The sequence below is a fragment of the Streptomyces sp. NPDC006207 genome, from assembly GCF_040613835.1.
In the GTDB taxonomy this organism is placed as follows: domain Bacteria; phylum Actinomycetota; class Actinomycetes; order Streptomycetales; family Streptomycetaceae; genus Actinacidiphila.
In genome coordinates this window covers 105,527-128,030 of record NZ_JBEXSX010000011.1, presented here as the reverse complement: position 1 = coordinate 128,030, position 22,504 = coordinate 105,527, and the positions used below count along the sequence as shown (strand labels likewise).

Here is a 22,504-nt window from a genome sequence, read left to right as displayed (position 1 = left end):
CGCTCAGGCCCGCTGTGCCAGCAGGGCGAGCGCGCCGCTGACGGCCTGGTCGAAGGGCGCGGCCGAGCCGGCCGCGCGGGCGAGCACGTAGCCGCCCTGGAGCACGGCCACGAGCGCGGTCGCGATGTCGCCGGTGTCGAGGCCGGGCGCGATCTCCCCGCGCGCCTGGCCCTCGGCGAGCACGTCCGCGAGCCGGCCGCGCAGCCACTCGAAGGTCTCGTCGAGCGGCGCCCGCAGTTGCGGGCTGGCGACGACCTCCGGGTCCTGGGTGAGCCGCCCGATCGGGCAGCCGCGCAGCACGTCGCGTTCGCGGCGCAGGTACCGCGAGACCCGCTCGACCGCCGAGCCCGGGCCGGCGAGTTCGCGCTCGGCGGTCTGCCGCATCTGCTCGGCGGTACGGCGCACGGCGGCGAGCGCGAGCTCCGGCTTGCCCGAGAAATGGTGGTACATGCTGCCCTGGCCGACGCCGGAGCGTTGCTGGATGGCCTTCGGGCTGGTGCCGACGTAGCCGCGTTCCCAGAGCAGTTCGCGGGTGCTCTCGATCAGGCGTTCCGACGTCGTCTCCATGCCGGCAGTGTACATACCAGTAGGTACAGGGCGGTGGAGCTCAAGCGGGGCGGCGCGCGGTGGCCAGGATGTGCGGGGCGCTCGGCACGGGCAGGGTGAGGCCCTTGGCGCGCTCCGGAACACGGAAGCGGCGCAGCTCCAGCACTTCGAAGCCGGCCGCCTCGACCGCGGCGAGCGTGTCCCGCCCGGTCCGGCAGCCGCCGAACAGCAGCGGCCACACGGTGCGGTCCACCGCCCACTGCAGCGCCGCGTGCGCTCGGCCCTCGGCCCGGCAGTGCTCCAGCAGCCGCAGTTCCCCGCCCGGGCGCAGTACCCGGCGGAGCTCGGCCAGGGCGCGCTCTTGGTCGCGTACGGAGCACAGCACCAGCGAGGCGACCGCCGCGTCGAAGGCCTCGCTCTTGACCGGCAGTGCCTCGGCGACCCCGGGTACGACGTCCACCGGCACCTCGGCGTGCTGCGCGGCGTCGACGGCCAGCCGGCGCAGATGCCGTTCCGGCTCGATCGCCACGACCTCGGCGACGGTGCGCGGGTAGTGACGGAAGTTCAGCCCCGAGCCCGCGCCGATCTCGATGACCCGGCCGGTGAGTCCCGCGAGCACGGTCCGCCGGTGCGCGCCGAAGCCCGCGCGGGCGTCCATCACCGGACCGCAGCGGGCGTAGAAGCGGGCGAACAGCGGGTGGTGGACGGCTTCGCTCGTCACTCCGGTACGGCTCCTCATGGCCGGACCCCCTTCGTCTCGGCACCCCTCACTTCCGATTCTGCCGCTTCTGAGCCCGTCCCAAGCCTCCCCGTTGCGGGGCAGATCCGGCGTGTCGCCCGCCGTCCGCCCCGGACGCGGCCGGGGCCGGACGGCGGTGCGGGTCAGGCGGGGTCGGCGGGCGCCCAGTACGAGGTGAAGGCGGCGGTGTCCCAGATGCCGCCGATGCGGGGGGAGAGCCAACCGGGCGCCGCCTGCCGGAAGTCGGCGGGGTCGAGGGCGGCCGCGCCGGCGGGCAGGGCGCCCACGAGCGGGGCGCCGGTGACCTCGGGCAGGTCGGCGAGGTTGCAGCGGGCGGCCAGGTCCGCGTCGTCCGGCCAGCTGCCGATGACGACGCCCGCGCACTTCAGGTCCCGCGCCTTCAGGGCCTCCGCCGTCAGCGCGGCACCGTTGAGGGTGCCGAGCCCGGCCGGGGCGACCACGAGCACCGGGGCCGCGAGCATCCGTGCCGCGTCCGCCAGCGTCGAGCCCGTGTCGTCGAGACGGACGAGCAGCCCGCCCGCGCCCTCGACGAGGACGATGTCGTGCACCGCCGCCAGCTTCGCCGCCGCCTCCGCGATGTCGGCCGGGCCCACCGGGGCGAGTCCGGAGCGTCGCGCGGCCGTGGCGGGCGCCAGCGGCTCGGGGTACCGGGCCAGTTCGACGCCGGTGACCTCGGGACCGGCCAGCCGGGTGACCTCGGCGGCGTCGCCCGGCTCGCCGGGGCCCACCCCGGTCTGCGCGGGCTTCAGGTAGGCGACGCTGTACTCGCCGAGCAGCACCGTCGCCGCGATCGCGGCCGTCGTCACCGTCTTGCCGATCTCCGTGCCCGTACCGGTCACGAACAACACCGTCATGCCGCCTCCGCCGCCGCGCGCACCGCCGCGCAGATGCGCGCGACGTCCTCGTCCCCCGTGACGTACGGGGGCATCGTGTAGATCAAGTCCCGGAACGGCCGCAACCATACCCCGCTGCGGGCGGCGGCCCGCGTCGCGGCGGCGAGGTCGACCTGGTGGTCGAGCTGGACGACACCGATCGCGCCCAGCACCCGCACGTCGCGTACCCCGGGGAGGCCGGCGGCGGGTGCGAGCCCTTCGCGCAGCCCGGCCTCGATCCGCTTGACCTCCTGCGCCCAGTCCTGGCCGAGCAGCAGGTCGAGAGAGGCGCAGGCGACCGCCGCGGCCAGCGGGTTGCCCATGAAGGTCGGGCCGTGGGCGAGCACCGGCACCTCGCCGCGGGAGATCCCGTCGGCGACGCGCGCGGTGCACAAGGTGGCGGCCATCGTGAGGTATCCCCCGGTCAGGGCCTTGCCTACGCACATCACGTCCGGTGAGACGCCCGCCTGGTCGGCGGCGAACAGCGTCCCGGTCCGCCCGAAGCCGGTGGCGATCTCGTCGAACACCAGCAGCACGTCGTGCTCGTCGCAGGCCTCGCGCAGCACCCGCAGGTAGGCGGGGGAGTGGAAGGTCATGCCGCCCGCGCCCTGCACGACCGGCTCGACGACGACCGCGGCGAGTTCGTGCGCGTGAGCGGCGATCGTCTCCCGCAGGTGGCCGGCGTACGCCTCCTCGTACGCGGCCGGCGGCGCGTCCGCGAAGACCTGCCGGGGCAGGACGCCGGACCACAGCCCGTGCATGCCGCCCTCGGGGTCGCAGACGGACATCGGCTGCCACGTGTCGCCGTGGTAGCCGCCGCGCCAGGTCATCAGGCGCTGCTTCTCCGGCCGTCCGAGCGAACGCCAGTACTGCAGGCACATCTTGACCGCGACCTCGACCGACACCGAGCCGGAGTCGGCGAGGAAGACGTGCCGCAGCGGATCGGGGGTGATCTCGACCAGGCGGGCGGCGAGCCGCACGGCGGGCTCGTGGGTGAGCCCGCCGAACATCACGTGGCTCATCCGGTCCAGCTGGCCGCGGGCGGCCTCGTTGAGCACCGGGTGGTTGTAGCCGTGGATCGCCGACCACCAGGACGACATCCCGTCGACGAGTTCGCCCGCGCCTTCGAACGGCTCGGCGAGCCGCAGCCGGACCCCGGCCGCGGACGCGACGACGAGCGGTTCCTGACGGCCCGGCATGGGCCCGTACGGATGCCAGACGTGCTGCCGGTCCAGTGCCAGCAGCTCGCCCGGGGTGAGCGGCTCAGGCATTGGGCGGCAGGTCCGTGCCGGTGCCGCGGCGGCGCACGGCCACCAGGTCGGTGCGGGCGGCACCGGTCGTCGCGGGCTGCGCGAGGTCGCCGTGGCTGTCGCCGTGGGCGTGGCCGCCGCAGGGGCCGCAGCCGCCGCCCTCGCCCTCGCCGTGCGAGCCGCAGCCGGCGGAGGAGTGGGAACCGCAGCCCCCGGCCGCGGCCGCCACGTCCGCCCGGTGCTCGGGCAGGGTCACCTCGCCGGCGCCCTCCACCTCGAAACCGGCGTCCGCGATCATGTCGAGGTCGGTCTTGCCGGCTTGGCCCTCGCTGGTGAGGTAGTCGCCCAGGAAGATCGAGTTCGCCAGGTGCAGCGCGAGCGGCTGCATGCTCCGCAGGTGCACCTCGCGGCCGCCCGCGATGCGGACCTCCACATCGGGACAGACGAACCGGACCATCGAAAGAATCCGCAGGCACCGCTGCGGGGTGAGGTTCCACTCCTTCGCCAGCGGGGTGCCCTCGAAGGGGATGAGGAAGTTCACCGGGACGGAGTCGGGGTCCAGCTCGCGCAGCGCGAAGACCACGTCGACCAGGTCCTCGTCGCTCTCGCCCATGCCCGCGATCAGTCCGGAGCAGGCCGAAAGGCCCGCCGCCTGGGCCTGTTGCACCGTTTCGACCCGGTCCGCGTAGGTGTGCGTGGTGGTGATGTCCCCGTAGGTGGCCTCGGAGGTGTTGAGGTTGTGGTTGTACGCGTCGGCGCCCGCGCCGCGCAGCCGCTCGGCCTGCCCGTCGGAGAGGAGGCCCAGGCAGGCGCAGACCTCGACGGCCTCGTTCTGCTCCTTGATGGCCTCGATGGTCTTGGAGACCCGGTCCACGTCGCGGTCGGTCGGGCCGCGTCCGCTCGCCACCAGGCAGACCCGCTTGGCACCGCCGGCGACCCCCGCCGCCGCGGCGGCCGCCGCCTCGTCGGGCTTGAGCCAGGTGTACTTGAGGATCCCGGCCTCCGAGCCGAGCCGCTGCGAGCAGTACGAGCAGTCCTCCGGGCACAGTCCCGACTTGAGGTTGACCAGGTAGTTCAGCTTCACCCGGCGGCCGAACCACGCGCGGCGCACCTTGCCGGCCGCGGCCACCACGTCGAGGAGTTCGTCGTCGGAGGTCGCCAGCACGGCGAGCGCCTCCTCACGGGTGGGCAGCTCGCGGCGCAGGCCCTTCCCGACCAAAGCATTCAGCAGATCCATGTCGCGATCCTGGCGTACCGCACGCGCCCGGGCCAATGGGGCATCCCACAAGACCGCTCGCTCAGGGTGTGTGCATCACCACACCGTGCGAGACGATCCGGCACACTACGGTGGCGCCGAACCCTCCGCCGACCCCAGGGGACGACCATGAGCCGCGACCCGTTCGACTGGATCGACGCGCACGCCGAACGGCGTCGCGCGGCCGGGCTGGTGCGCACCCTGCGGCCGCGGCCCGCACGGTCGCCCCTGCTGGACCTCGCCTCCAACGACTACCTGGGGCTCGCCCACCATCCCGAGGTGACCCGGGCCGGTGCGGACGCCTGCCTGCGCTGGGGCGCCGGCTCGACCGGTTCACGGCTGGTCACCGGCAGCACCGAGCTCCACGCCGAGCTGGAGGCCGAACTGGCCGCCTTCTGCGGCTTCGAGGCGGCGCTGGTCCTGGCCTCCGGGTACGCCGCCAACCTCGCCGCCGTCACGGCGCTCAGCACCGAGCCGGGCACGCTCCTCGTCTCCGACAGCGGCAACCACGCCTCGCTCATCGACGGCTGCCGGCTCTCCCGCGCCACCACCGAGGTCGTGCGGCACGCCGATCCGGACGCCCTGCGCAAGGCGCTGACCGGCCACGACGGCTCCGCCGTGGCCGTCACCGACTCGGTCTTCTCGGTGGACGGCGACGCGGCCCCGCTCGGCGCGCTGGCCACCGCCTGCCGCGAGCACGGCGCCGCGCTGCTGGTGGACGACGCCCACGGGCTCGGGGTGCTCGGTCCCGGAGGCCGGGGGGCGGCCGCGGAGGCGGGTCTGGCGGGCGCGCCCGGACTGGTGTGCACCGCCACGCTCTCCAAGTCCCTGGGCAGCCAGGGCGGCGTGGTGCTGGGACCGGCCCGCGTCATCGAGCACCTGGTCAACGCCGCGCGGACGTTCATCTTCGACACGGGCCTCGCCCCGGCGGCCACCGGCGCGGCGCTCGGTGCGCTGCGTCTGCTGGGGCGTGAGCCGGAACGCGCCGTACGGGCCCGGGCGGTCGCCCGCGAGCTGTACGAGCGGCTGGTGGGGGCGGGCCTGGACGCCACCGCGCCGGACGCGTGCGTGGTGTCGGTGCGGGCGCCGTCGCCCGAGGCGGCCGTCGCGTGGGCCGGGGCGTGCCGTGAGGCGGGTCTCGCCGTGGGCTGCTTCCGGCCACCGTCCGTGCCCGACGGGATCTCGCGGTTGCGGCTCACCGCGCGGGCGGACCTGACGGACCGGGAGATCGGCGACGCCGTGGGGACGATCGTCCGTACGGCGCCGCCGCGCCCCTGAGTTCAGGGGCGTTCGGTCAGGCTCCCCGTCGTCACGGCGGTGAGGAACTCCGCCCAGGCCGCCGGGGGGAAGAGCAGGGCGGGGCCGCGCACATCCTTGGAGTCGCGTACGGCGAGCTGTCCCGAGAGCGGCCCGTCCCCGATGAGGGCCGTCTCGACGCAGTTGTTCGCCGCCGTGCTGTAGCTGCTGCGTCGCCAATTCACACCTGAGAGGGACGCACTGGAGGTGACGTACTGAGGCAGAGCGTTGGACATGGGGGGTGTGCCTCCTTACGCGCCTTTGCCGATGCCGGAGATGAAGGACAGCGACTGCTCACTCGACAGGGCATGGGAGCGCAACCGATTGAAGGCAGCACCGTACGCCCTGACGTCCTCGTGCTGATCTAGATAGAGACTACTCGTCAAATGGTCGAGAACAACCACGTCGAGATCAGCAATGCGCGGAAATGAGAAGATTACGAAAGGGCCTGTGACGCCTATATGCCCACCGGCCGAGAAAGGCAGCACCTGCAGATGCACATGAGGCAGTGAACCCAGCTCCACAAGATGGCTCAATTGCGCCGCCATCACTCCGGGACCCCCGACCCTGCGGCGTAGCACCGCCTCGTCCAGCACCGCCCACAGCTCCAGCGGAGGATCGGCGCGCAGCACCGCCTGGCGGGCCATCCGCACCTGCACCAGGGTCGCGATCTGCCGCGGACCGAGCTGCGGCAGGACGGACCGGGTGAGCTCGCGGGCGTAGTCCGGGGTCTGCAGCAGTCCCGGTACCACCGTCGTCTCCAGGGTCCGCGCCCGGCAGGCGTCGGTCTCCAGGGAGATGAAGTCCCGGTAGGCGGACGGGAGTTCCTCGCGGAACTCATGCCACCAGCCACGCCGGTCGCCCTCGCCCGCCAGCGCGGAGAGCATCTCCCGCAACCGCTGGTCGCGCACCCCGTACACGTCCAGCAGTGCGGTGACGTCCTCGGGGCGCACGCCGCTGCGGCCGGTCTCGATCCGGCTGACCTTGGACTGGTGCCATCCCAGGCGCTGGGCGGCCTCACCGCTCGTGAGCCCCGCCGTGTCGCGCAGACGACGCAATTCCGAGCCGATCTTGCGGCGGCGTACCGCCGGCACCTGCTGCATGGTGTGTGCACCTCCCGGTTCCCGGCACCCCCGCCGGTCCCCGGGCGAAGTCTGCCGCGCAAATACGTTCTCTCGTAGCAGAGTTCACCGCTTTGGGCGACAGATATATGCATATAGCTGTGGTGACACCCGATTAAGGGCACGATGAGTGACACTCTGGCGCGTGAGTGCCGAACGGGGACGTGCCGCGCGGAAGGCGGGGCACGGCGCCGCCGGCCGTCGCGCGCGCGGCCACGGGCGCGGCAGGCGCCGGCGTCCTGGTCACGGCGGGAAAGGGACAGCGTCGCCATGGCAGACCACCAGGAAGCATCCGTCACCCTGCCGAGCGACCCTGCCTCGGTCCCCGCGGTACGTCGCTACGTGAGCGAGCTGCTGGTGGAGTGGGGCATGCCCGAGGACTCGGACCCCGCCGACTCCGTCCGGCTCATCGTCTCCGAGCTCGCGACCAACGCCGTGCTGCACACCCTCGGCCAGTCCCCCACCTTCACCCTCGACGTCCAGTTGGACCGGGACGAGCAGCTGCGCATCGGTATCACCGACAGCCACCCCCGGTGGCCCCAGCGGCTGCCCGCCGCCGTGCAGCAGGACAACGGCCGCGGCATGGTGATCATCCGTCACCTCACGGCGGAGGCGGGTGGCACGCTCCTGGTCACCCCCACCGCGGAGGGCGGCAAGACGGTGTGGATCAGCCTGCCCTGGGCCACCGCCGCCGCCGTCGAGTGACCCCGGCGGCCCTCAGCCCTCCCGGGTGAGCAGCAGCGCCTCGGCGCCCATCGGCACGAAGCCCGCCGCCGTGAACGCCCGCACGCTCGCCGCGTTGCCCGGGGCGATCTGCGCCCACACCGTCCCGCCCTCCGGGACGAGATGACGTGCCGCCAGCGCGAGCCGGCGGCCGAGGCCCGCACCGCGCGCCCCCGGATCGACCTCCACGGCCGCCTCCCAGCGGCCCGCCACACCCCGGCCCGTCAGCACGGTGCCCCCGGGCACCGTCCACGCCCGTACCCCGTCACGGTGCCGCAGGGCCCGGACGATCCGCGGATGACCCCGGTCGGCGGTCTCCCGCAGGGGCAGGCCCAGGGCGGCCGGCGGAGGCCCCGGCAGGGCCGGGGCGGCGGTCAGCAGGTCGACGTTGTTCACCGTGCGGTCCAGCAGTCCGCACAGCGCGGTGAGGAACGGCGGATTGAGCGGCGCCGAGAGGTCGCCGGGCGGGAGCAGTCCGCGGATCCGCTCCGGATCGGCGTCCGCGAAGACCACGGCATGGGCGGTGAAGGCGATCACCCCGGCGTCGCGCGGCGCGGGCTGCGGCACGACCGTCACCGAGCCGTCGGCGGGCGGGAAGACGCCCGCGGCGGCGTCGGCGAGGATCCGTATCAGGGACACACCGGCACGCTACCGGCACGTCCGCGGCGCCGGCCGCGTTGCCCGGGAGCCCCGGCTCCCGGGCAACGCGACCGGGGTCACTTCACCCGGCCGTACCAGACGCTGCGGCTCCAGATCTTCTCCAGCCGCACCCGCCCGCCGGGTTTGGGGGAGTGCCAGATCTTCCCGTGCCCGGCGTACATCCCCACGTGGTACACGTTGCTCCCGTAGTGGAAGAAGACCAGGTCACCACGGGTCCGTGAGGACTTCCGGATGTGCCGGACGCTGTTGTACTGGGCGCCCGCGGTGCGGGGGAGCTTCTTGCCCGCCTTCTTGAAGGAGTAGAAGGTGAGCCCGGAGCAGTCGAACCTGCCGGGGCCGGCGGCCCCGTACTGGTACGGCGCGCCCCTCTTGGACGCCGCGATTTTCAGCGCCTTGGCGGAGACCGCCGCCGCGTCTGCCTGCTGGGCGAGCTCCGGCAGTACGGCGGGACCGGCCACGGCGGCCGCCGTGAGGGCGGAGACCGCTCCGAGCCGGCACAGGACCCCGGACATGGCTGTTGGCGCACTCATGCGCAACCCTTCGTCGTCCGCCTGCGAAGGATGACCTGTCGGGTTCGGGCAGGCGAAGATGCCCGGCCGCGCTGCGGCTTCACCCCAAGGGTCCGGCGACCGGACCCGTACTGCTCGGGTCCTCCGCTCCTGCCGATGAGTCGTCGTCGACCTGGCATCCGCGCGGCGGCAGGATTCGGCGTCCGCACGGACCGCCCCGCCGGGATGACGGGGGCTTGTCGTCGAAGGGATGATCACCCACCGAAGCGGCCGATTCCCAGCACAACCGGTCGAATGTGAGTCTGTTCACGACTCACCTATTCGGGTGGACTCCGCGACACGGGACCCGGACTGACGACTCGAAAGGAGTCGAACACCAGGGACGGAGCGTCAGATTCCGGATGTGTGCGGCCATATCGCGCAACTCGGGGCCACCCGGCCGTCCACGGCAGATACAACGATCGGGCGAGTCCATTCGGTTCGAGTTCGCGCCGCCCGAACGGACCAGTGTGTCGTGACGCGCCGTCAGCACGGCCGTGGTGGCGGCAAGGTGACCTGACCGGTGCGCCGTTCGCCGTCCAGCACCCGCAGCGCCCGTTCCATCGTCGCCGTGTGCACCTCGCCCTCCCCGCGCATGTGCATCAGCGTCAGCGCGTCACGTAGCTCGGCCGCCCTCCCCACCAGGGCCTGCGCGGCGCGCAGCGCCCCGTAGGTGTCCCGGGAGCGGGACGGGTTGATCCGGCCCAGCAGGTCCACGACCTGCAGGTAGGTGTCGATCAGCTCGCCCTCGGCCCGCGTCAGTGCGGGGAGCGGGGGAAGTTCGGGCACCACGACCGGTCACCGCAGGGCGCGCGGGGCGCGGCCGGCGCCGTCCTTGCGGCTCAGCGTCAGCCGGTCCACCAGGCCGTAGGCGAGGGCCGACGGTGCGTCAAAAATGGTGTCCCGTTCGATGTCGGCCCCGATCCGCTCCGGTGCCTGACCGGTGTGGCGTACCAGCAGCTCCTCCAACTGCTCCCGACGGCGGAGCAGTTCCCGGGCCTGGATCTCCAGGTCCGCGGTGGTGCCCTGGATCACCTCCGCGAACGAGGGCTGGTGGATCAGCACCCGCGCGCCGGGGGTCATCAGCCGCTTGCCGGGCGCTCCGGCGGCGAGCAGGACGGCCGCCGCCGAGGCCGCCTGGCCGACGCACACCGTCGACACGTCGCAGCTGACGAACTGCATGGTGTCGTAGATCGCGGTCATCGCGGTGAAGGACCCGCCGGGAGAGTTGATGTAGAGCGAGATGTCCTGGTCCGGGGCGGCGGCCTCCAGGTGGATGAGCTGGGCCATCACGTCGTTCGCCGAGATGTCGTCGATGGGCGTCCCGAGCAGGACGATCCGCTCCTGGAGCAGCTTGGAGTACGGGTCCATGGTCCGTACGCCCTCGCTGGTGCGCTCGGTGAACTCGGGCAGGACGTGGCGGGCGGTCGGTCGAAGCATCGCTGCACCTCCGTGGGCACCCGGGCAGGGGTGCCCGTCGCTGTAAAAAATGTACAGGACGTACATCTCGTTATGATGGGGAGCATGGCCCATGAAGTCCCGGTGACACAAGCGCGTGCGGAGCTGGCGGAACTGATCAACCGCGTCGTCTACGGCGGTGAGCGGGTGGTCGTGACGCGTCACGGCAAACCGCTCGTCGCCCTGGTATCCGCCGCTGACCTGCAACGACTCCAAGAACTGGACGCCGCTCCCGAGGAGGCGGTGGTCAGTACGGTCTCCTCGGTGCGCGGGGTGGTGTCCGCCACGGGCGAACGCCGCCGGTTCGGCATCGCCGCGGAGCACCGCGGTACGACGGACGCCCATCACGACGGGGTCTGAGCGGTTCGTGGCGGCGCGGACCTGAGGGAGCCGATCCGCCGGCCGTCCCCGAGGGGGTCGTGTGTGCCGGCTCGCCCGGCGGCCGGGGCAGGGGTGCGCCCGGGTGGTCGCCGGACTCGTGTCGTACGCGGAGGAGCGGGAACGCCGTGGCATGCTGCCGGAGGAGGCCGGGCCCGACGAGGTCGCCCGCACCCCGCTCCCCCGCGCGCCCGCCGGCTTCACCCCGGAGCCCGGGAGTTAACGCGGACGAAACGCCGCCGAACTAGCCTGCGGCTGCCGGACAACGGCAGGGCGGATCCGCCGGCCGGGGACGCCCCCGTGGGTCCGTTCACCCGGGACGACTGCGAGGTGTGGCCATGCAATTGACCCCCCACGAGCAGGAACGCCTGCTCGTCCATGTCGCCGCGGACGTGGCGGAGAGGCGGCGGGCCAGGGGCCTGAGGCTGAACCACCCCGAGGCCATCGCCCTGATCACCTCGCACCTCCTCGAGGGCGCCCGGGACGGCCGCAGCGTCGCCGAACTCATGGCCTCCGGCCGCAAGGTGCTCACCAGGGACGACGTGATGGAGGGCGTGCCGGAGATGATCCACGACGTCCAGGTCGAGGCCACCTTCCCGGACGGCACCAAGCTCGTCACCGTCCACGAGCCGATCGTCTAGGGGGCGCCGCGTGATTCCCGGGGAGATCCTCCACGCGGGTGAGCCCGTCGTGCTCAACGCGGGCAAGCCGGTCACCCGGCTGACCGTGCTCAACTCCGCCGACCGGCCGGTCCAGGTCGGTTCCCACTACCACTTCGCCGAGGCCAACCCGGGTCTCGTCTTCGACCGCGCCGCCGCCCGCGGCAAGCGCCTGGCCGTCGCGGCCGGGACCGCCGTGCGCTTCGAGCCCGGCATCCCCGTCGAGGTCGAGCTCGTGCCGCTGGGCGGCGCGCGGATCGTGGCGGGGCTGCGCGGAGAGACCGGAGGTGCCCTCGATGGCTGAGCTCTCGCGTGCCGTCTACGCCGACCTGTTCGGGCCGACCACCGGGGACCGTATACGGCTCGCCGACACCGACCTGCTGATCGAGGTCGAGCGGGACCTGTCGGGCGGCGCCGACGGCTCGGGCGACGAGGTCGTCTTCGGCGGCGGCAAGGTGATCCGCGAGTCGATGGGGCAGGCCCGGGCCACCCGGGCCGAGGGCACCCCCGACACGGTGATCACCGGCGCCGTCGTCCTGGACCACTGGGGCGTGGTCAAGGCCGACATCGGCATCCGCGACGGGCGGATCGCGGCGCTGGGCAAGGCCGGCAACCCCGACACCATGGACGGCGTCCATCCGGACCTCGTCATCGGGCCCGAGACGGAGGTCATCGCCGGCAACGGCAGGATCGTCACCGCCGGGGCCGTCGACGCGCACGTCCACTTCATCTCCCCGACGATCGTGGACGAGGCGCTGGCCGCCGGCATCACCACGCTCGTCGGCGGCGGCACGGGCCCGGCCGAGGGCACCAAGGCCACCACCATCACGCCGGGGCCCTGGCACCTGGCGCGGATGTTCGCGGCGCTGGAGCACTACCCGGTCAACATCGGCCTGCTCGGCAAGGGCAACACCGTCTCCCACGAGGCGATGCTCTCCCAGTTGCGGGGCGGGGCCGTCGGCTTCAAGATCCACGAGGACTGGGGCGCCACCCCGGCCGCCATCGACGCCTGCCTGACGGTGTGCGAGGCGACCGGCGCCCAGCTCGCCGTCCACACCGACACCCTCAACGAGGCCGGCTTCGTCGAGGACACCCTCGCCGCCATCGCCGGCCGGGGCATCCACGCGTACCACACCGAGGGCGCGGGCGGCGGGCACGCGCCGGACATCATGACCGTCGTCGCCCACCCCAACGTCCTGCCGTCCTCGACCAACCCGACCCGGCCCCACACCGTCAACACCGTCGAGGAGCACCTCGACATGCTGATGGTCTGCCACCACCTCAACCCCTCCGTGCCCGAGGACCTCGCCTTCGCCGAGTCGCGGATCAGGCCCGGCACGATCGCGGCCGAGGACGTCCTGCACGACCTCGGGGCGATCTCGATCATCTCCTCGGACTCGCAGGCCATGGGACGGGTCGGCGAGGTCGTCCTGCGCACCTGGCAGACCGCGCACGTCATGAAGCGGCGGCGCGGGGCCCTGCCCGGCGACGGACGGGCCGACAACCTGCGCGCACGTCGATATGTCGCCAAGTACACCATCAACCCCGCCGTCGCCCAGGGCCTCGACGGCGAGATCGGCTCGGTCGAGAGCGGCAAGCTCGCCGACCTGGTGCTGTGGGACCCGGCGTTCTTCGGCGTCAAACCGCACCTCGTGCTCAAGGGCGGCCAGATCGCCTACGCGCAGATGGGCGACGCCAACGCCTCCATCCCGACCCCCCAGCCGGTCCTGCCGCGCCCGATGTTCGGCGCGATCGGCCGCGCTCCCGCCGCCAACTCCTTCACCTTCGTGACGCACACCGCCCTCGACGAAGGCCTCCCCGAACGCCTCGCCCTCGGCAAGCGGTTCCTCCCGATCCGCGACACCCGGCGCGTCACCAAGGCGGACATGCGCGAGAACGACGCCATGCCGCACGTCGAGGTCGACCCCGACACCTTCACCGTCCGCATCGACGGAGACGTCGTCGAACCCGCCCCGGCCGTGGAACTCCCCATGGCCCAGCGGTACTTCCTGTTCTGAACGGAGCAGGGGGACGATGAACCGCGCCGCGCTGCTGCTGCTCGCCGACGGCCGCTTCCCCGCCGGGGGCCACGCCCACTCCGGAGGGGCCGAGGCGGCCGTCACGGCGGGCCGCATCACCGGCCCCGACACGCTCGAGGAGTTCTGCCGGGGCAGGCTGCACACCACGGGCCTGGTGGCCGCGGCGCTCGCCGCCGCGGCCGCCGCGGGCGCCGACCCGCTCGCACTGGACGAGGCCGCCGACGCCCGTACCCCCTCGCCCGCGCTGCGGCAGACCGCCCGCCGCCTCGGCCGCCAGATGACGCGGGCCGCCCGCGCCGCCTGGCCGTCGCCCGCGCTCGACGCGCTCGCCGCCGCCCGGCCGCGGGGGGCCCACCAGCCCGTCGTGCTCGGCGTGACCGCCCGGGCCGCCGGCCTCACCCCGCTGGACGCCGCCCACGCGGCGGCGTACGAGGCCGTGACCGGCCCGGCCACCGCCGCCGTACGCCTGCTGAGCCTCGACCCGTTCGCGGTGACCGCCGTGCTGGCCCGGCTCGCCCCGGACCTGGACGAGGTCGCCGGCCGGGCCGCCGACGCCGCCCACCGCTGCCTCACCGAGGGCACCGACGCCCTGCCCGCCGCCTCCGCGCCGCTGCTCGACGTGTACGCCGAGGCCCACGCCGGGTGGCCCGTCCGCCTCTTCGCCTCCTAGGGGGACCCCCTCATGCACCTCGACCACGACCACACCGTCTTCCCGCAACGGCACACCTGGGCCACCCCAACCGCCCGCCCCGACGGCAGCCGCCGCGCCCTGCGCATCGGCCTCGGCGGCCCGGTCGGCTCGGGCAAGACCGCCACCGTCGCCGCGCTGTGCCGCGCGCTGCGCGAGGAGTTGTCCATCGCCGTCGTGACCAACGACATCTACACCCGCGAGGACGCCGACTTCCTCCTGCGCAAAGCCGTCCTGCCGCCCGAGCGGATCGCCGCGGTGGAGACCGGTGCGTGCCCGCACACCGCGATCCGCGACGACATCTCGGCCAACCTCGAGGCCGTCGAGGACCTGGAGGACAGCGTCGGGCCGCTCGACCTCGTCCTCGTGGAGTCCGGTGGCGACAACCTCACCGCCACCTTCTCCAAGGGCCTGGTCGACGCCCAGGTCTTCGTGATCGACGTGGCCGGCGGCGACGACATCCCGCGCAAGGGCGGCCCCGGGGTCACCACCGCGGACCTGCTGGTCGTCAACAAGACCGACCTCGCCCCGTACGTCGGCTCGGACCTCGGCCGCATGGCGCGCGACGCGAAGCGGCAGCGCGGCGACCTGCCGGTGGTCTTCACCTCCCTCGTCGCCGAGAACGGCGTCGCCCCCGTCGCCGAGTGGATCCGTACGCGGCTGACGGCCTGGGCGGCGGTCCCCGCGTGAGCGGCGTCCACGCCACCGCCCGGATCACCGCCGTCCCGGACGGCCGCGGCGGCACCGCACTGCCCGAACTCACCGGGGAGGGGCCGCTCGCGCTGCGCCGTACGCGGTCCGCCGACGCACGGGCGGCCCGGGTGACGGTCGTCGGCGCCATGAGCGCGCCGCTGGGCGGCGACCGGCTGGCCGTGCACGTCACCGCCCGGCCCGGCGCCGTGCTCCACGTGGACGCGGCGGCGGCCACCGTGTCGCTGCCCGGACGGGGCGGGGAGCAGGCGCGGTACGACGTACGGCTCACCGTCGGCGAGGACGCCGTGCTGCACTGGCTGCCGGAGCCGCTGATCGCCGCGGAGGGCAGCGACCTGCTCATGACCACGACGGCCGAACTCGCCCCGGGCGCCCGCCTCGTGCTGCGCGAGGAGCAGATCCTCGGCCGGGCGGGGGAGCGGCCGGGCGGGCTCACCACCCGCCTCACGGTACGGGTCGGGGGCCGTCCGCTGCTGGACCAGCAGCTCTCCTTCGGGCCGGGCGCGGCGGGCTGGTCAGGGCCCGCCGTCCTGCACACGCACCGGGCGGCGGGCCAACTGCTGGTCGTGGACCCCGCGTTCACGGACAAGCCGGTGGAGGCACGGGTGCCGGTGCGGGACGCAGAACAGGGCGAGGCCGTGCTGACCCCGCTCGCCGGTCCCGCCGCGCTGCTGACCGCGCTCGCGCCGGACGGGCTGTGCCTGCGCCGCATCCTGTCGGCTAGCGTGGCCCCGTGACGTCGATAGACACCGAGAACCCGGGCCGTTACGGCCCCAGTGCGACCACCGAGGCCCAGCCGGAGCAGGTCGGCCCCGTCCGCACCGAGTACGCACCCGCCCACGACGGCGACCCCGACCCGGGCGAGATCGTCTGGACGTGGGTGCCCTACGAGGAGAACGACGGCCGCGGCAAGGACCGTCCGGTCCTCGTCGTCGCGCGCGAGCGGACCGACACGCTGCTCGCCGTGCAGCTGTCCAGCAAGGAGCACAACGACGACCGGGAGTGGGTCGCCATCGGCTCCGGCCCGTGGGACAAGTCCGGCCGCCCGTCCTGGGTGAACGTCGACCGCGTGCTGCGCGTCCACCCCGACGGCATGCGCCGCGAGGCCTGCGCGCTGGACCGGGGCCGCTTCAACATCGTCGTGAACCGGCTCAAGGAGCTGTACCGCTGGCGCTGACGCGCACGCGGACCGGCCCCGGGGGCGGCTACCGTCCCCGGGGCCGGGGCCTTCACGGCGTCACGGCTTCACGTCGGCGACGACCGCGTACTGCGTCGACTCGTGCTCCACGATGCACTCGCGCAGCCCGACCCGCCGCGCCTTGAAGTCCTCGCTCGCCAGGTAGGCGAGGTACTGGTCGAGCGACCGCCACTCGCTGGTCACGATCCAGCTGTCCGGGTCCGCGTGGGACCGGCACAGCTGCGAGCTGATGAAGCCGTCTGCCGAGACGATGCCTTGGTGCACGAGGTCGTATGCCGCCGCATACTGATCCCCCTTGCCCTCGTGCAGGCGAATCCGCAGAACGACGCGTGTCTTCGGTGTGCTGTCCATGGGACCTCGATCCTTGGGGGCGCGAGGACCGTGCGCACGCCGCAGCCGCGCTCAGGACGGTGGCGTGGGGCCCGGGCGGGCCGTTCGATCGCACGGGGCGGCGCGGGAGTCGCGTGGCAGGGGCCGTCGAGCGCGGGTCCCGGGACGGTCGCCCGGGGGACCGCCTCGTCCACCCCGGGGGGATGGGGCGCCCAGATACCGCCGTCCCTCGACTGTGCGGCCGTCACCTGGGCGGGGCAAAAGGCACTGGGCCGAACGGGTGAGCCCCGTCGGCCGCTGCGGGCCGGGCGCCCTGGTCAGCAGGCCGGTCAGCACAGCCGCCCGGCCCGCGCCGCCGCGGTGCAGCACCTCCGTACGGTGGACCAGCCGCGGTGCGGTGAGCGGCACCACGGCGACGCCGGGCGCCCCCCCCCGCGGCCGCGGAGCACGGCAGCAGCGCCGGACCGAGCCCCGACCTGACGAGTCACCGTCCAGACCTCGGGCCCCTCGTGCCGCACGCCCGCCCGGAAGCCGTCCCGGCCGCGGCCGGATGCAGCAGCGCCGGTGGCAGCGCGGCGGCCGGCGCGTCGACCCACAGGGCGTCCGTGAGGTCCGGCCAGCCGCACTCCCCGCCGGCGGGGCCGGCGGGCCGGCGGATGATCCTCCGCCAGGACCACCGTCAGGTCCTCCTCGGAGCAGCGCACCGCGTGCAGCGGGCCGGCCTCGGCAGCCGCAGCGGATCGCCGGACGCCGCCGCGCCGTCGACCAGCCCGACGTCGAGCCCTCCTGCCGCCACCCCGGTGACGACCTCCGCGCGGTCCAGCTCCCGCAGCGTCACCCGGGCGCGCGGGCGCAGTTCCCGCAGCCGTGCCAGGGCCCTCGCCGTCCGGGCGCCGGCCGCCAGGGGCGAGGCCCCGGCCACGACCCCGACGGCGAACCCCGGGTCGCCGAACTCCCGGGCCACCCGTTCCACCTGGCGGCCCTCGTCCAGCCGGAGCCGGCCGGCGACGGTCCGGTGACCCGCGCACGCCGCCAACCGGAGCTCCCGCCTTATGCGTTGGTAAAGAAACACTCATAAGATCTTCTCCCCGGGGCCTCCGGGACGAAAGGATCCCCCTGCAGTTGCGTTCAGGCCGCCACGAGCGGCACCAACAGCAGGGGGAGTTCATGGTGAGACGCACGGCCGTGCTCGGGCTGACCGCGGCCCTGATAGCCGGCACCGTCGCCACGGCGGCACCGCAGACCGCGGTCGCCCGCAGCGCGCCGAAGGCCCACGGACACAGCGGCGCCGCCGAGGCCCGCGGCGTCCGGATCGCCGCCGCGCACGCGGCGAAGAAGGGCATCGACTGGGCCGCGTGCCCGGCCGACTGGGGCATCGCGAACCCCGTCCAGTGCGGCTGGGTGACCGTTCCGGTCGACTACGCCAAGCCCTTCGGCAAGACGATCAAGATCGCCGTGGACCGCATCGGCAACACCGGCACCGCCGCCGAGCGCCAGGGCGCCCTCATCTACAACCCGGGCGGGCCTGGTGGCTCCGGCATGCGGTTCCCGCTCCGCGTGACGACCAAGAACCCGATCTGGGCGGCGACCGCCAAGGCCTACGACTTCGTCGGCTTCGACCCGCGCGGTGTCGGCCACTCGGCGCCCATCTCCTGCGCCGACCCGCAGGAGTTCGTGAAGGCCCCCAAGGCCGACCCGGTTCCCGACAGCGAGGCCGACAAGCGGGCGCAGCGCAAGCTGGCCGCCGAGTACGCGGAAGGCTGCAAGGAGCGCACCGGTGCCGCGATGCTGTCGCAGATGACGACGGCCAACACCGCCCGCGACCTCGACGTCGTCCGCGCCGCCCTCGGCGAGCGCAAGCTCAACTACCTCGGTGTCTCCTACGGCACCTACCTCGGCGCCGTCTACGCCACGCTCTTCCCGTCGCACGTGCGCCGCATGGTCGTCGACAGCGTCGTCAACCCGTCCCGCGACCAGATCTGGTACCGGAACAACCTCGACCAGGACGTCGCCTTCGAGGGCCGCTGGAACGACTGGAAGGCCTGGGTCGCCAGTTACGACTCCGTCTACCACATCGGCAACACCCCGGCGAAGGTCCAGGCGAAGTGGGAGCAGTTGCGGGCCGCCGCCAAGGCGCACCCCATCGGCGGGGTCGTGGGCCCGGCCGAACTGCTCGGCCTCTTCCAGAGCGCGCCGTACTACGACTCGTCGTGGGCGGCCGTGGCCGGGATCTGGAGCGCCTACCTCGCGGGTGACACCCAGGCGCTGGTCGACGCCGCGGCGCCCGACCTGTCGGACACCGCGGGCAACATCTCCTCGGAGAACGGCAACGCGGTCTACACGGCGGTGGAGTGCACCGACGCCAAGTGGCCCCGTGACTGGCGCACCTGGGACCGCGACAACACCCGTCTGCACGCCAAGTACCCGTTCCTGACCTGGTCCAACGCGTGGATGAACCTGCCGTGCGCCACCTGGGGCGTCCCGCAGCAGAACCCCGTGGAAGTGCGGACCGGCCACGGCCTGCCGCGCGTCATGATCGTCCAGAGCACCCGTGACGCGGCGACCCCGTACACCGGCGCCGTGGAGCTGCACAAGCGGCTCAAGGGCTCGCTCATGATCACCGAGAAGGGCGCCGGTTCGCACGGCGTCACCGGCCTGGTCAACCCCTGCATCAACGACCGGGTCACCGGCTACTTCGTGACGGGCAGGCTCGACCGGTCCGACGTGACGTGCGCCCCGCACGCCACGCCGGTGCCGCCCACGAGCTGACCCTCCGCGGTACACAGGCGGACGGCCCCGCGGCGCCCACAGGGGCGCGGCGGGGCCGTCCGGCGTTCCGGGCCCGTCCGGCTATCCGAGCCGTACCCCGGTCGTGCCCGTGCCCTCGTTGCCGTCGCCGGTGTTGACCGTGCCGCGCGGCTCGAACATCAGGATGCGGGTGCCCTCCTCGGCGCGCGGGCGGTGCGGGACACCGCGGGGCACGGTGAACACCTCGTGCGGGCCGAGGGTCACCGTACGGTCCGGCAGCTCCAGGTGCAGACGGCCGGCGAGGACGAGGAAGAACTCGTCGGTGTCCGCGTGCGCGTGCTCGGTGAAGTCGCCCTCGACGTTGGCCACCTTCACGTCGTAGTCGTTGACCTCGGCGAGGACGTGCGGCATCCACTTCTGGTCCACGGCGTCCATCACGGTGTCGATGTTGCGTTTGTCGCTCATGGGACTCCTCTACCCGGGGAAGGCGGCGGCGAAGGCCGCTCGGGTGGGCGAGTCCGCGCGCCGGTCCAGTACGGCGAAGACGACCCGGCCGAAGCGGTCCGCGAACCGGCCGCCCGGCCAGAGGTGCTCGCGGAAGGCGGCCGCGACCGCGGCCGGGTCGTTGCGGAACACCCCGCAGCCCCAGGCGCCCAGCACCAGGCAGGGGTAGCCGTGCGCCGCGGCGACCTCGAGCACCCTGCCCGCCCGCGCCGTCAGGGCGGCCGGCACCCGGTCCGTGGCGCCGGGGTCCTGGCGGGCGATCACCCCCGCGTTCGGCGCGGCGGAGGTGAGGAAGCCGGCCTCGAAGGGCTCGTCCAGCAGGACGCCGTGCTCGTCGCGGAAGACCGGGACGGCGGGGGAGTGGATCACCCGGTCGCTGTAGAAGGGGCTGCGGTCGGCCCGGTGCCAGTCGTAGAACTGCCTCGCCGTGAGCAGCGTCGTGTACAGCGCCGACGCGCGGCACACCGCCTCCTCCTGGGCCTGCGCCCCGTTGAGGTAGCCGCCGCCGGGGTTGCGCGCCGAGGCGAAGTTCAGCACGGCGACCGGGACCCCCGGTGCCTGCCGCACCAGGCGGCGCGCGGCCTGCAGGCTGTCCTCGCCGGTCACCTCGAAGGCCGTGGGCCCGGTGCGTTCCGTGCGGGGGCCGGGATCGACGGGCCCGGGGCCGTACATCCGCGTCCCCCGCACGGCCCGCGCGACGGCCTCCCCGATCGCCACCTCCACGCCGCGTGCCGTGCGGTACCGGCCGGTCGCGACGAGGCCTTCCGTCTCCTTGGCGAGGGCCCGCAGCCGCGCACTCATGTCCGGTCCTTTCCCACGCCCCGAGGCTAGTGGGGCTCTCAGGGCGCGGCGAGCGGTTTTCCGGAGGCCAGCCAGCGGTCCTCGGCCGCGTAGTCGAACAGGTCGCCGAACCGGTCGTACGTCGACGCCAGGACGGGGAAGGCCTCCCGCCAGTCCCGCCCGCCGAGCCGCTCGACCAGCCAGGCCACGTTCTCCGGCAGCGACTGCACGTAGCCGGTCACGGCGCGGTAGCCCAGCTCGCGCTCCGCGGCCGACATGTCGAGCACGAAGGGGTGGGCCGTGGTCCACGGGGTGTCGCCGACGTTCTTCGCCGGGGGAGGGCCGTCCACGGTGTACGTCTCCGTCTCGTGGCCCAGCACCGCGCCGACGGCGTCCGCGATCTCCGCCACCGTCGGGGCGTACGGGTCACCGGCGTTGAGCACCCGGGAGCCCGGGCGGCGGGCGGCCAGCCGCACCAGTTCGGCGAGGTTCGCGGCGTGCACCGGGTGGAAGCGACTCTCCCCGCCGTACGCGAGCACCCGGAACGGCCGCCGGTCCACGGCCCGCTTGACGAAGTACAGCTCCCTGGGCCGCAGGCTGTGCGGGCCGTGGACGGCCCCGGCGCGCAGCAGCGTGACGGGCAACCGTCCCTCAGCCGCGAGGAGGTCGCGCTCCAGCGCCACCTTGCGCGGCGAGTAGCCGCCCTCGCCCGGGGCCAGCACCGGCTGTGCCTCCGTGACGGGCACCGGGAAGACGGGCGCGCCGCCGGGCTCCCCGTCGGTGTCCAGGCTGCGGCCGCGGCCGTCCTCGTAGACGGAGCAACTGGACACGACGACCGCGGAGCCGATCCGGTCCGCCAGGTCCGTCAGCTGCCGCGCGTGCTCCGGACCGTAGGCGACGCAGTCCAGCAGCACGTCGCAGCCCTCGCCGAGCGCCGACGCCAGGGCCGCCGTGTCCTCGCGGTCCACGGCCACCGGCCGTACCCCGTCGGGCCAGTCCACGTCACCGCCGCCCCCGCGGGAGGCGGCCCGCACCTCCCAGCCGTCCTCGGCGAGGGCGCGTACCGACGCCCGGCCGATCTGTCCCGTCGCCCCGATCACGAACGCAGTCCTCGTCATGACGGCGACGCTAGGCGGCCGGTGACGGCGGGGCCAGGCCCGTTCGCCGTGCGCGGATCCGCCCAGGGCGCAACCGCCCAGGGTGCGACCGGTCAGGCGCTGCGGCGCAGCCGGGAGCCGATGCCGGACTGGCCCTGCTGCTCCGCCTTGACCTCGGAGGCGTACCGGTCGACGTACTCCTGGCCGGACAGGCCGAGGATGGCGTACATGATCTCGTCCGTGGCCGAGCGCACCACGAAGCGCTCGTTGTCCATCCCCTCGAAGCGGGAGAACTCCAGCGGCGCGCCGAAGCGGATCGTCACCGGCTTGATGCGCGGCAGCCGCCGGCCGGCGGGCTGGATCTCGTACGTGCCGATCATCGCGCACGGGACCACCGGGACCCCGGCGCGGATGGCCATGGTGGCCACGCCGACCTTGCCCTTGTAGAGGCGTCCGTCGTGGGAGCGGGTGCCCTCGGGGTAGATGCCGAGGAGCTCGCCCTTGGCGAGCACCTTCAGCCCCTCGCGGACCGCCGACTCGCCCGCCTTCCCGCCGGAGCGGTCGACCGGGATCTGCCCGATGCTGTGGAAGAACGCCGCGGTCAGCCGTCCCTTGATGCCGGTTCCGGTGAAGTACTCGGCCTTCGCCAGGAAGGTGATCCGGCGCGGCAGGATCGCGGGCATCAGGAAGTGGTCGGAGAACGACAGGTGGTTGCCCGCGACGATCGCCGCGCCCTCCTCCGGGATGTTCTCCATGCCCTCGATCCTCGGGCGGAACAGCACCCGCAGCAGCGGGCCGAGGACCACGTACTTGAGCACGTAGTAGAACACGGACTGACTCCCAACTGGCGCCGATCGGCTCCGGGGCGGCGTTCTGCCAGGTC

General features: G+C 73.7%; 29 protein-coding genes and 1 riboswitch. Of the genes, 12 read left to right on the top strand and 17 right to left on the bottom strand.

Annotated features, from left to right (window positions below):
- Window positions 1–3: 3 nt before the first annotated feature.
- The 5 genes from ABZ312_RS11940 to bioB form a co-directional block, all read right to left on the bottom strand.
- Window positions 4–567 carry a TetR/AcrR family transcriptional regulator gene (locus ABZ312_RS11940; RefSeq protein ID WP_500331244.1) on the bottom strand — a complete coding sequence of 188 codons (564 nt, stop codon included), beginning with the start codon at window positions 565–567 and terminating at the stop codon, window positions 4–6.
- Between the two features lie 40 nt (window positions 568–607).
- Complete coding sequence (locus tag ABZ312_RS11935) at window positions 608–1,285, bottom strand: class I SAM-dependent methyltransferase (protein ID WP_500437454.1); 678 nt, start codon at window positions 1,283–1,285, stop codon at window positions 608–610.
- Window positions 1,286–1,428: 143 nt separating this feature from the next.
- Window positions 1,429–2,160: a dethiobiotin synthase gene (gene bioD / locus ABZ312_RS11930; protein WP_500437452.1), complete on the bottom strand. Its 732-nt coding sequence runs from the start codon at window positions 2,158–2,160 to the stop codon at window positions 1,429–1,431.
- Window positions 2,157–3,449, bottom strand: a complete 1,293-nt coding sequence (locus ABZ312_RS11925) for an adenosylmethionine--8-amino-7-oxononanoate transaminase (protein WP_500331249.1) — start codon at window positions 3,447–3,449, stop codon at window positions 2,157–2,159. Before ABZ312_RS11925 ends, bioD begins: the two co-directional genes overlap by 4 nt.
- Window positions 3,442–4,665 carry a biotin synthase BioB gene (gene bioB / locus ABZ312_RS11920; RefSeq protein WP_500358545.1) on the bottom strand — a complete coding sequence of 408 codons (1,224 nt, stop codon included), beginning with the start codon at window positions 4,663–4,665 and terminating at the stop codon, window positions 3,442–3,444. The genes ABZ312_RS11925 and bioB overlap by 8 nt, the downstream gene beginning before the upstream one ends.
- A gap of 147 nt (window positions 4,666–4,812) precedes the next feature.
- Here bioB and ABZ312_RS11915 point away from each other — a divergent pair, with 147 nt between their 5' ends.
- Entirely contained in the window at window positions 4,813–5,961 is a 1,149-nt protein-coding gene (locus tag ABZ312_RS11915; protein WP_500437449.1) for an 8-amino-7-oxononanoate synthase, read from the top strand.
- 2 nt (window positions 5,962–5,963) lie between these two features.
- Here the strand turns inward: ABZ312_RS11915 and ABZ312_RS11910 are convergent, their stop codons facing one another.
- Window positions 5,964–6,215: a DUF397 domain-containing protein gene (locus ABZ312_RS11910; RefSeq protein ID WP_500331253.1), complete on the bottom strand. Its 252-nt coding sequence runs from the start codon at window positions 6,213–6,215 to the stop codon at window positions 5,964–5,966.
- A 15-nt stretch (window positions 6,216–6,230) separates the two neighbouring features.
- On the bottom strand, window positions 6,231–7,082 hold the full coding sequence (locus ABZ312_RS11905; protein WP_499510364.1) for a helix-turn-helix domain-containing protein: 852 nt from the start codon (window positions 7,080–7,082) through the stop codon (window positions 6,231–6,233).
- A 288-nt stretch (window positions 7,083–7,370) separates the two neighbouring features.
- Between ABZ312_RS11905 and ABZ312_RS11900 the strand changes: the two genes are divergently transcribed.
- Window positions 7,371–7,805 carry an ATP-binding protein gene (locus ABZ312_RS11900; RefSeq protein WP_500331255.1) on the top strand — a complete coding sequence of 145 codons (435 nt, stop codon included), beginning with the start codon at window positions 7,371–7,373 and terminating at the stop codon, window positions 7,803–7,805.
- 12 nt (window positions 7,806–7,817) lie between these two features.
- On the opposite strand, the gene ABZ312_RS11895 is transcribed toward ABZ312_RS11900, so the two are convergent.
- From ABZ312_RS11895 to ABZ312_RS11880, 4 genes are all read right to left on the bottom strand, one after another.
- Window positions 7,818–8,462: a GNAT family N-acetyltransferase gene (locus tag ABZ312_RS11895; RefSeq protein ID WP_500331257.1), complete on the bottom strand. Its 645-nt coding sequence runs from the start codon at window positions 8,460–8,462 to the stop codon at window positions 7,818–7,820.
- 77 nt (window positions 8,463–8,539) lie between these two features.
- Complete coding sequence (locus tag ABZ312_RS11890) at window positions 8,540–9,013, bottom strand: C40 family peptidase (RefSeq protein WP_500331259.1); 474 nt, start codon at window positions 9,011–9,013, stop codon at window positions 8,540–8,542.
- A gap of 3 nt (window positions 9,014–9,016) precedes the next feature.
- Window positions 9,017–9,169, bottom strand: a riboswitch (cyclic di-AMP (ydaO/yuaA leader).
- 348 nt (window positions 9,170–9,517) lie between these two features.
- Window positions 9,518–9,823 (bottom strand): hypothetical protein, encoded by a 306-nt coding sequence (locus tag ABZ312_RS11885; RefSeq protein ID WP_500331261.1) that lies wholly within the window; start codon window positions 9,821–9,823, stop codon window positions 9,518–9,520.
- Between the two features lie 6 nt (window positions 9,824–9,829).
- Window positions 9,830–10,471, bottom strand: a complete 642-nt coding sequence (locus ABZ312_RS11880; protein ID WP_500331263.1) for an ATP-dependent Clp protease proteolytic subunit — start codon at window positions 10,469–10,471, stop codon at window positions 9,830–9,832.
- 84 nt (window positions 10,472–10,555) lie between these two features.
- Between ABZ312_RS11880 and ABZ312_RS11875 the strand changes: the two genes are divergently transcribed.
- The 9 genes from ABZ312_RS11875 to ABZ312_RS11835 all read left to right on the top strand — a co-directional run bounded on the left by ABZ312_RS11875 (window position 10,556) and on the right by ABZ312_RS11835 (window position 16,141).
- Entirely contained in the window at window positions 10,556–10,849 is a 294-nt protein-coding gene (locus tag ABZ312_RS11875) for a type II toxin-antitoxin system Phd/YefM family antitoxin (protein ID WP_500331264.1), read from the top strand.
- Between the two features lie 103 nt (window positions 10,850–10,952).
- Entirely contained in the window at window positions 10,953–11,090 is a 138-nt protein-coding gene (locus ABZ312_RS11870; RefSeq protein ID WP_500331267.1) for a hypothetical protein, read from the top strand.
- A gap of 115 nt (window positions 11,091–11,205) precedes the next feature.
- Window positions 11,206–11,508, top strand: coding sequence for an urease subunit gamma (locus ABZ312_RS11865; protein ID WP_499510356.1), 303 nt, complete (start codon window positions 11,206–11,208; stop codon window positions 11,506–11,508).
- Window positions 11,509–11,518: 10 nt separating this feature from the next.
- Window positions 11,519–11,830, top strand: a complete 312-nt coding sequence (locus ABZ312_RS11860; RefSeq protein WP_499510355.1) for an urease subunit beta — start codon at window positions 11,519–11,521, stop codon at window positions 11,828–11,830.
- Window positions 11,823–13,544: an urease subunit alpha gene (locus ABZ312_RS11855; protein ID WP_500331269.1), complete on the top strand. Its 1,722-nt coding sequence runs from the start codon at window positions 11,823–11,825 to the stop codon at window positions 13,542–13,544. Before ABZ312_RS11860 ends, ABZ312_RS11855 begins: the two co-directional genes overlap by 8 nt.
- A gap of 16 nt (window positions 13,545–13,560) precedes the next feature.
- Entirely contained in the window at window positions 13,561–14,235 is a 675-nt protein-coding gene (locus ABZ312_RS11850) for an urease accessory protein UreF (protein ID WP_500358551.1), read from the top strand.
- Window positions 14,236–14,247: 12 nt separating this feature from the next.
- Window positions 14,248–14,943 (top strand): urease accessory protein UreG, encoded by a 696-nt coding sequence (ureG, locus tag ABZ312_RS11845; protein WP_500326860.1) that lies wholly within the window; start codon window positions 14,248–14,250, stop codon window positions 14,941–14,943.
- A complete protein-coding gene (locus tag ABZ312_RS11840; protein WP_500358553.1) occupies window positions 14,940–15,701 on the top strand; it encodes an urease accessory protein UreD in 762 nt (253 codons plus the stop codon). Before ureG ends, ABZ312_RS11840 begins: the two co-directional genes overlap by 4 nt.
- Entirely contained in the window at window positions 15,698–16,141 is a 444-nt protein-coding gene (locus tag ABZ312_RS11835; RefSeq protein WP_499510350.1) for a type II toxin-antitoxin system PemK/MazF family toxin, read from the top strand. The genes ABZ312_RS11840 and ABZ312_RS11835 overlap by 4 nt, the downstream gene beginning before the upstream one ends.
- 60 nt (window positions 16,142–16,201) lie before the next feature.
- Here ABZ312_RS11835 and ABZ312_RS11830 read toward each other — a convergent pair whose 3' ends face one another.
- Together ABZ312_RS11830 and ABZ312_RS11825 are read right to left on the bottom strand one after the other, a co-directional pair.
- A complete protein-coding gene (locus tag ABZ312_RS11830) occupies window positions 16,202–16,513 on the bottom strand; it encodes an antibiotic biosynthesis monooxygenase family protein (protein ID WP_499510349.1) in 312 nt (103 codons plus the stop codon).
- Window positions 16,514–17,171: 658 nt separating this feature from the next.
- Window positions 17,172–17,528, bottom strand: a complete 357-nt coding sequence (locus ABZ312_RS11825) for a LysR substrate-binding domain-containing protein (protein WP_500437447.1) — start codon at window positions 17,526–17,528, stop codon at window positions 17,172–17,174.
- 131 nt (window positions 17,529–17,659) lie between these two features.
- Between ABZ312_RS11825 and ABZ312_RS11820 the strand changes: the two genes are divergently transcribed.
- Window positions 17,660–19,261, top strand: coding sequence for an alpha/beta hydrolase (locus ABZ312_RS11820; protein ID WP_500326866.1), 1,602 nt, complete (start codon window positions 17,660–17,662; stop codon window positions 19,259–19,261).
- A gap of 81 nt (window positions 19,262–19,342) precedes the next feature.
- Here the strand turns inward: ABZ312_RS11820 and ABZ312_RS11815 are convergent, their stop codons facing one another.
- The 4 genes from ABZ312_RS11815 to ABZ312_RS11800 form a co-directional block, all read right to left on the bottom strand.
- Window positions 19,343–19,705, bottom strand: coding sequence for a cupin domain-containing protein (locus tag ABZ312_RS11815; protein ID WP_500326867.1), 363 nt, complete (start codon window positions 19,703–19,705; stop codon window positions 19,343–19,345).
- A gap of 9 nt (window positions 19,706–19,714) precedes the next feature.
- The gene (locus ABZ312_RS11810; RefSeq protein WP_500326869.1) at window positions 19,715–20,545 is read right to left on the bottom strand and encodes a TIGR02452 family protein; all 831 of its coding nucleotides are present in this window, start codon (window positions 20,543–20,545) and stop codon (window positions 19,715–19,717) included.
- 38 nt (window positions 20,546–20,583) lie between these two features.
- Window positions 20,584–21,642, bottom strand: a complete 1,059-nt coding sequence (locus ABZ312_RS11805; RefSeq protein ID WP_500326871.1) for an NAD-dependent epimerase/dehydratase family protein — start codon at window positions 21,640–21,642, stop codon at window positions 20,584–20,586.
- A gap of 92 nt (window positions 21,643–21,734) precedes the next feature.
- A complete protein-coding gene (locus tag ABZ312_RS11800) occupies window positions 21,735–22,451 on the bottom strand; it encodes a lysophospholipid acyltransferase family protein (protein ID WP_499510343.1) in 717 nt (238 codons plus the stop codon).
- Window positions 22,452–22,504: the final 53 nt, after the last annotated feature.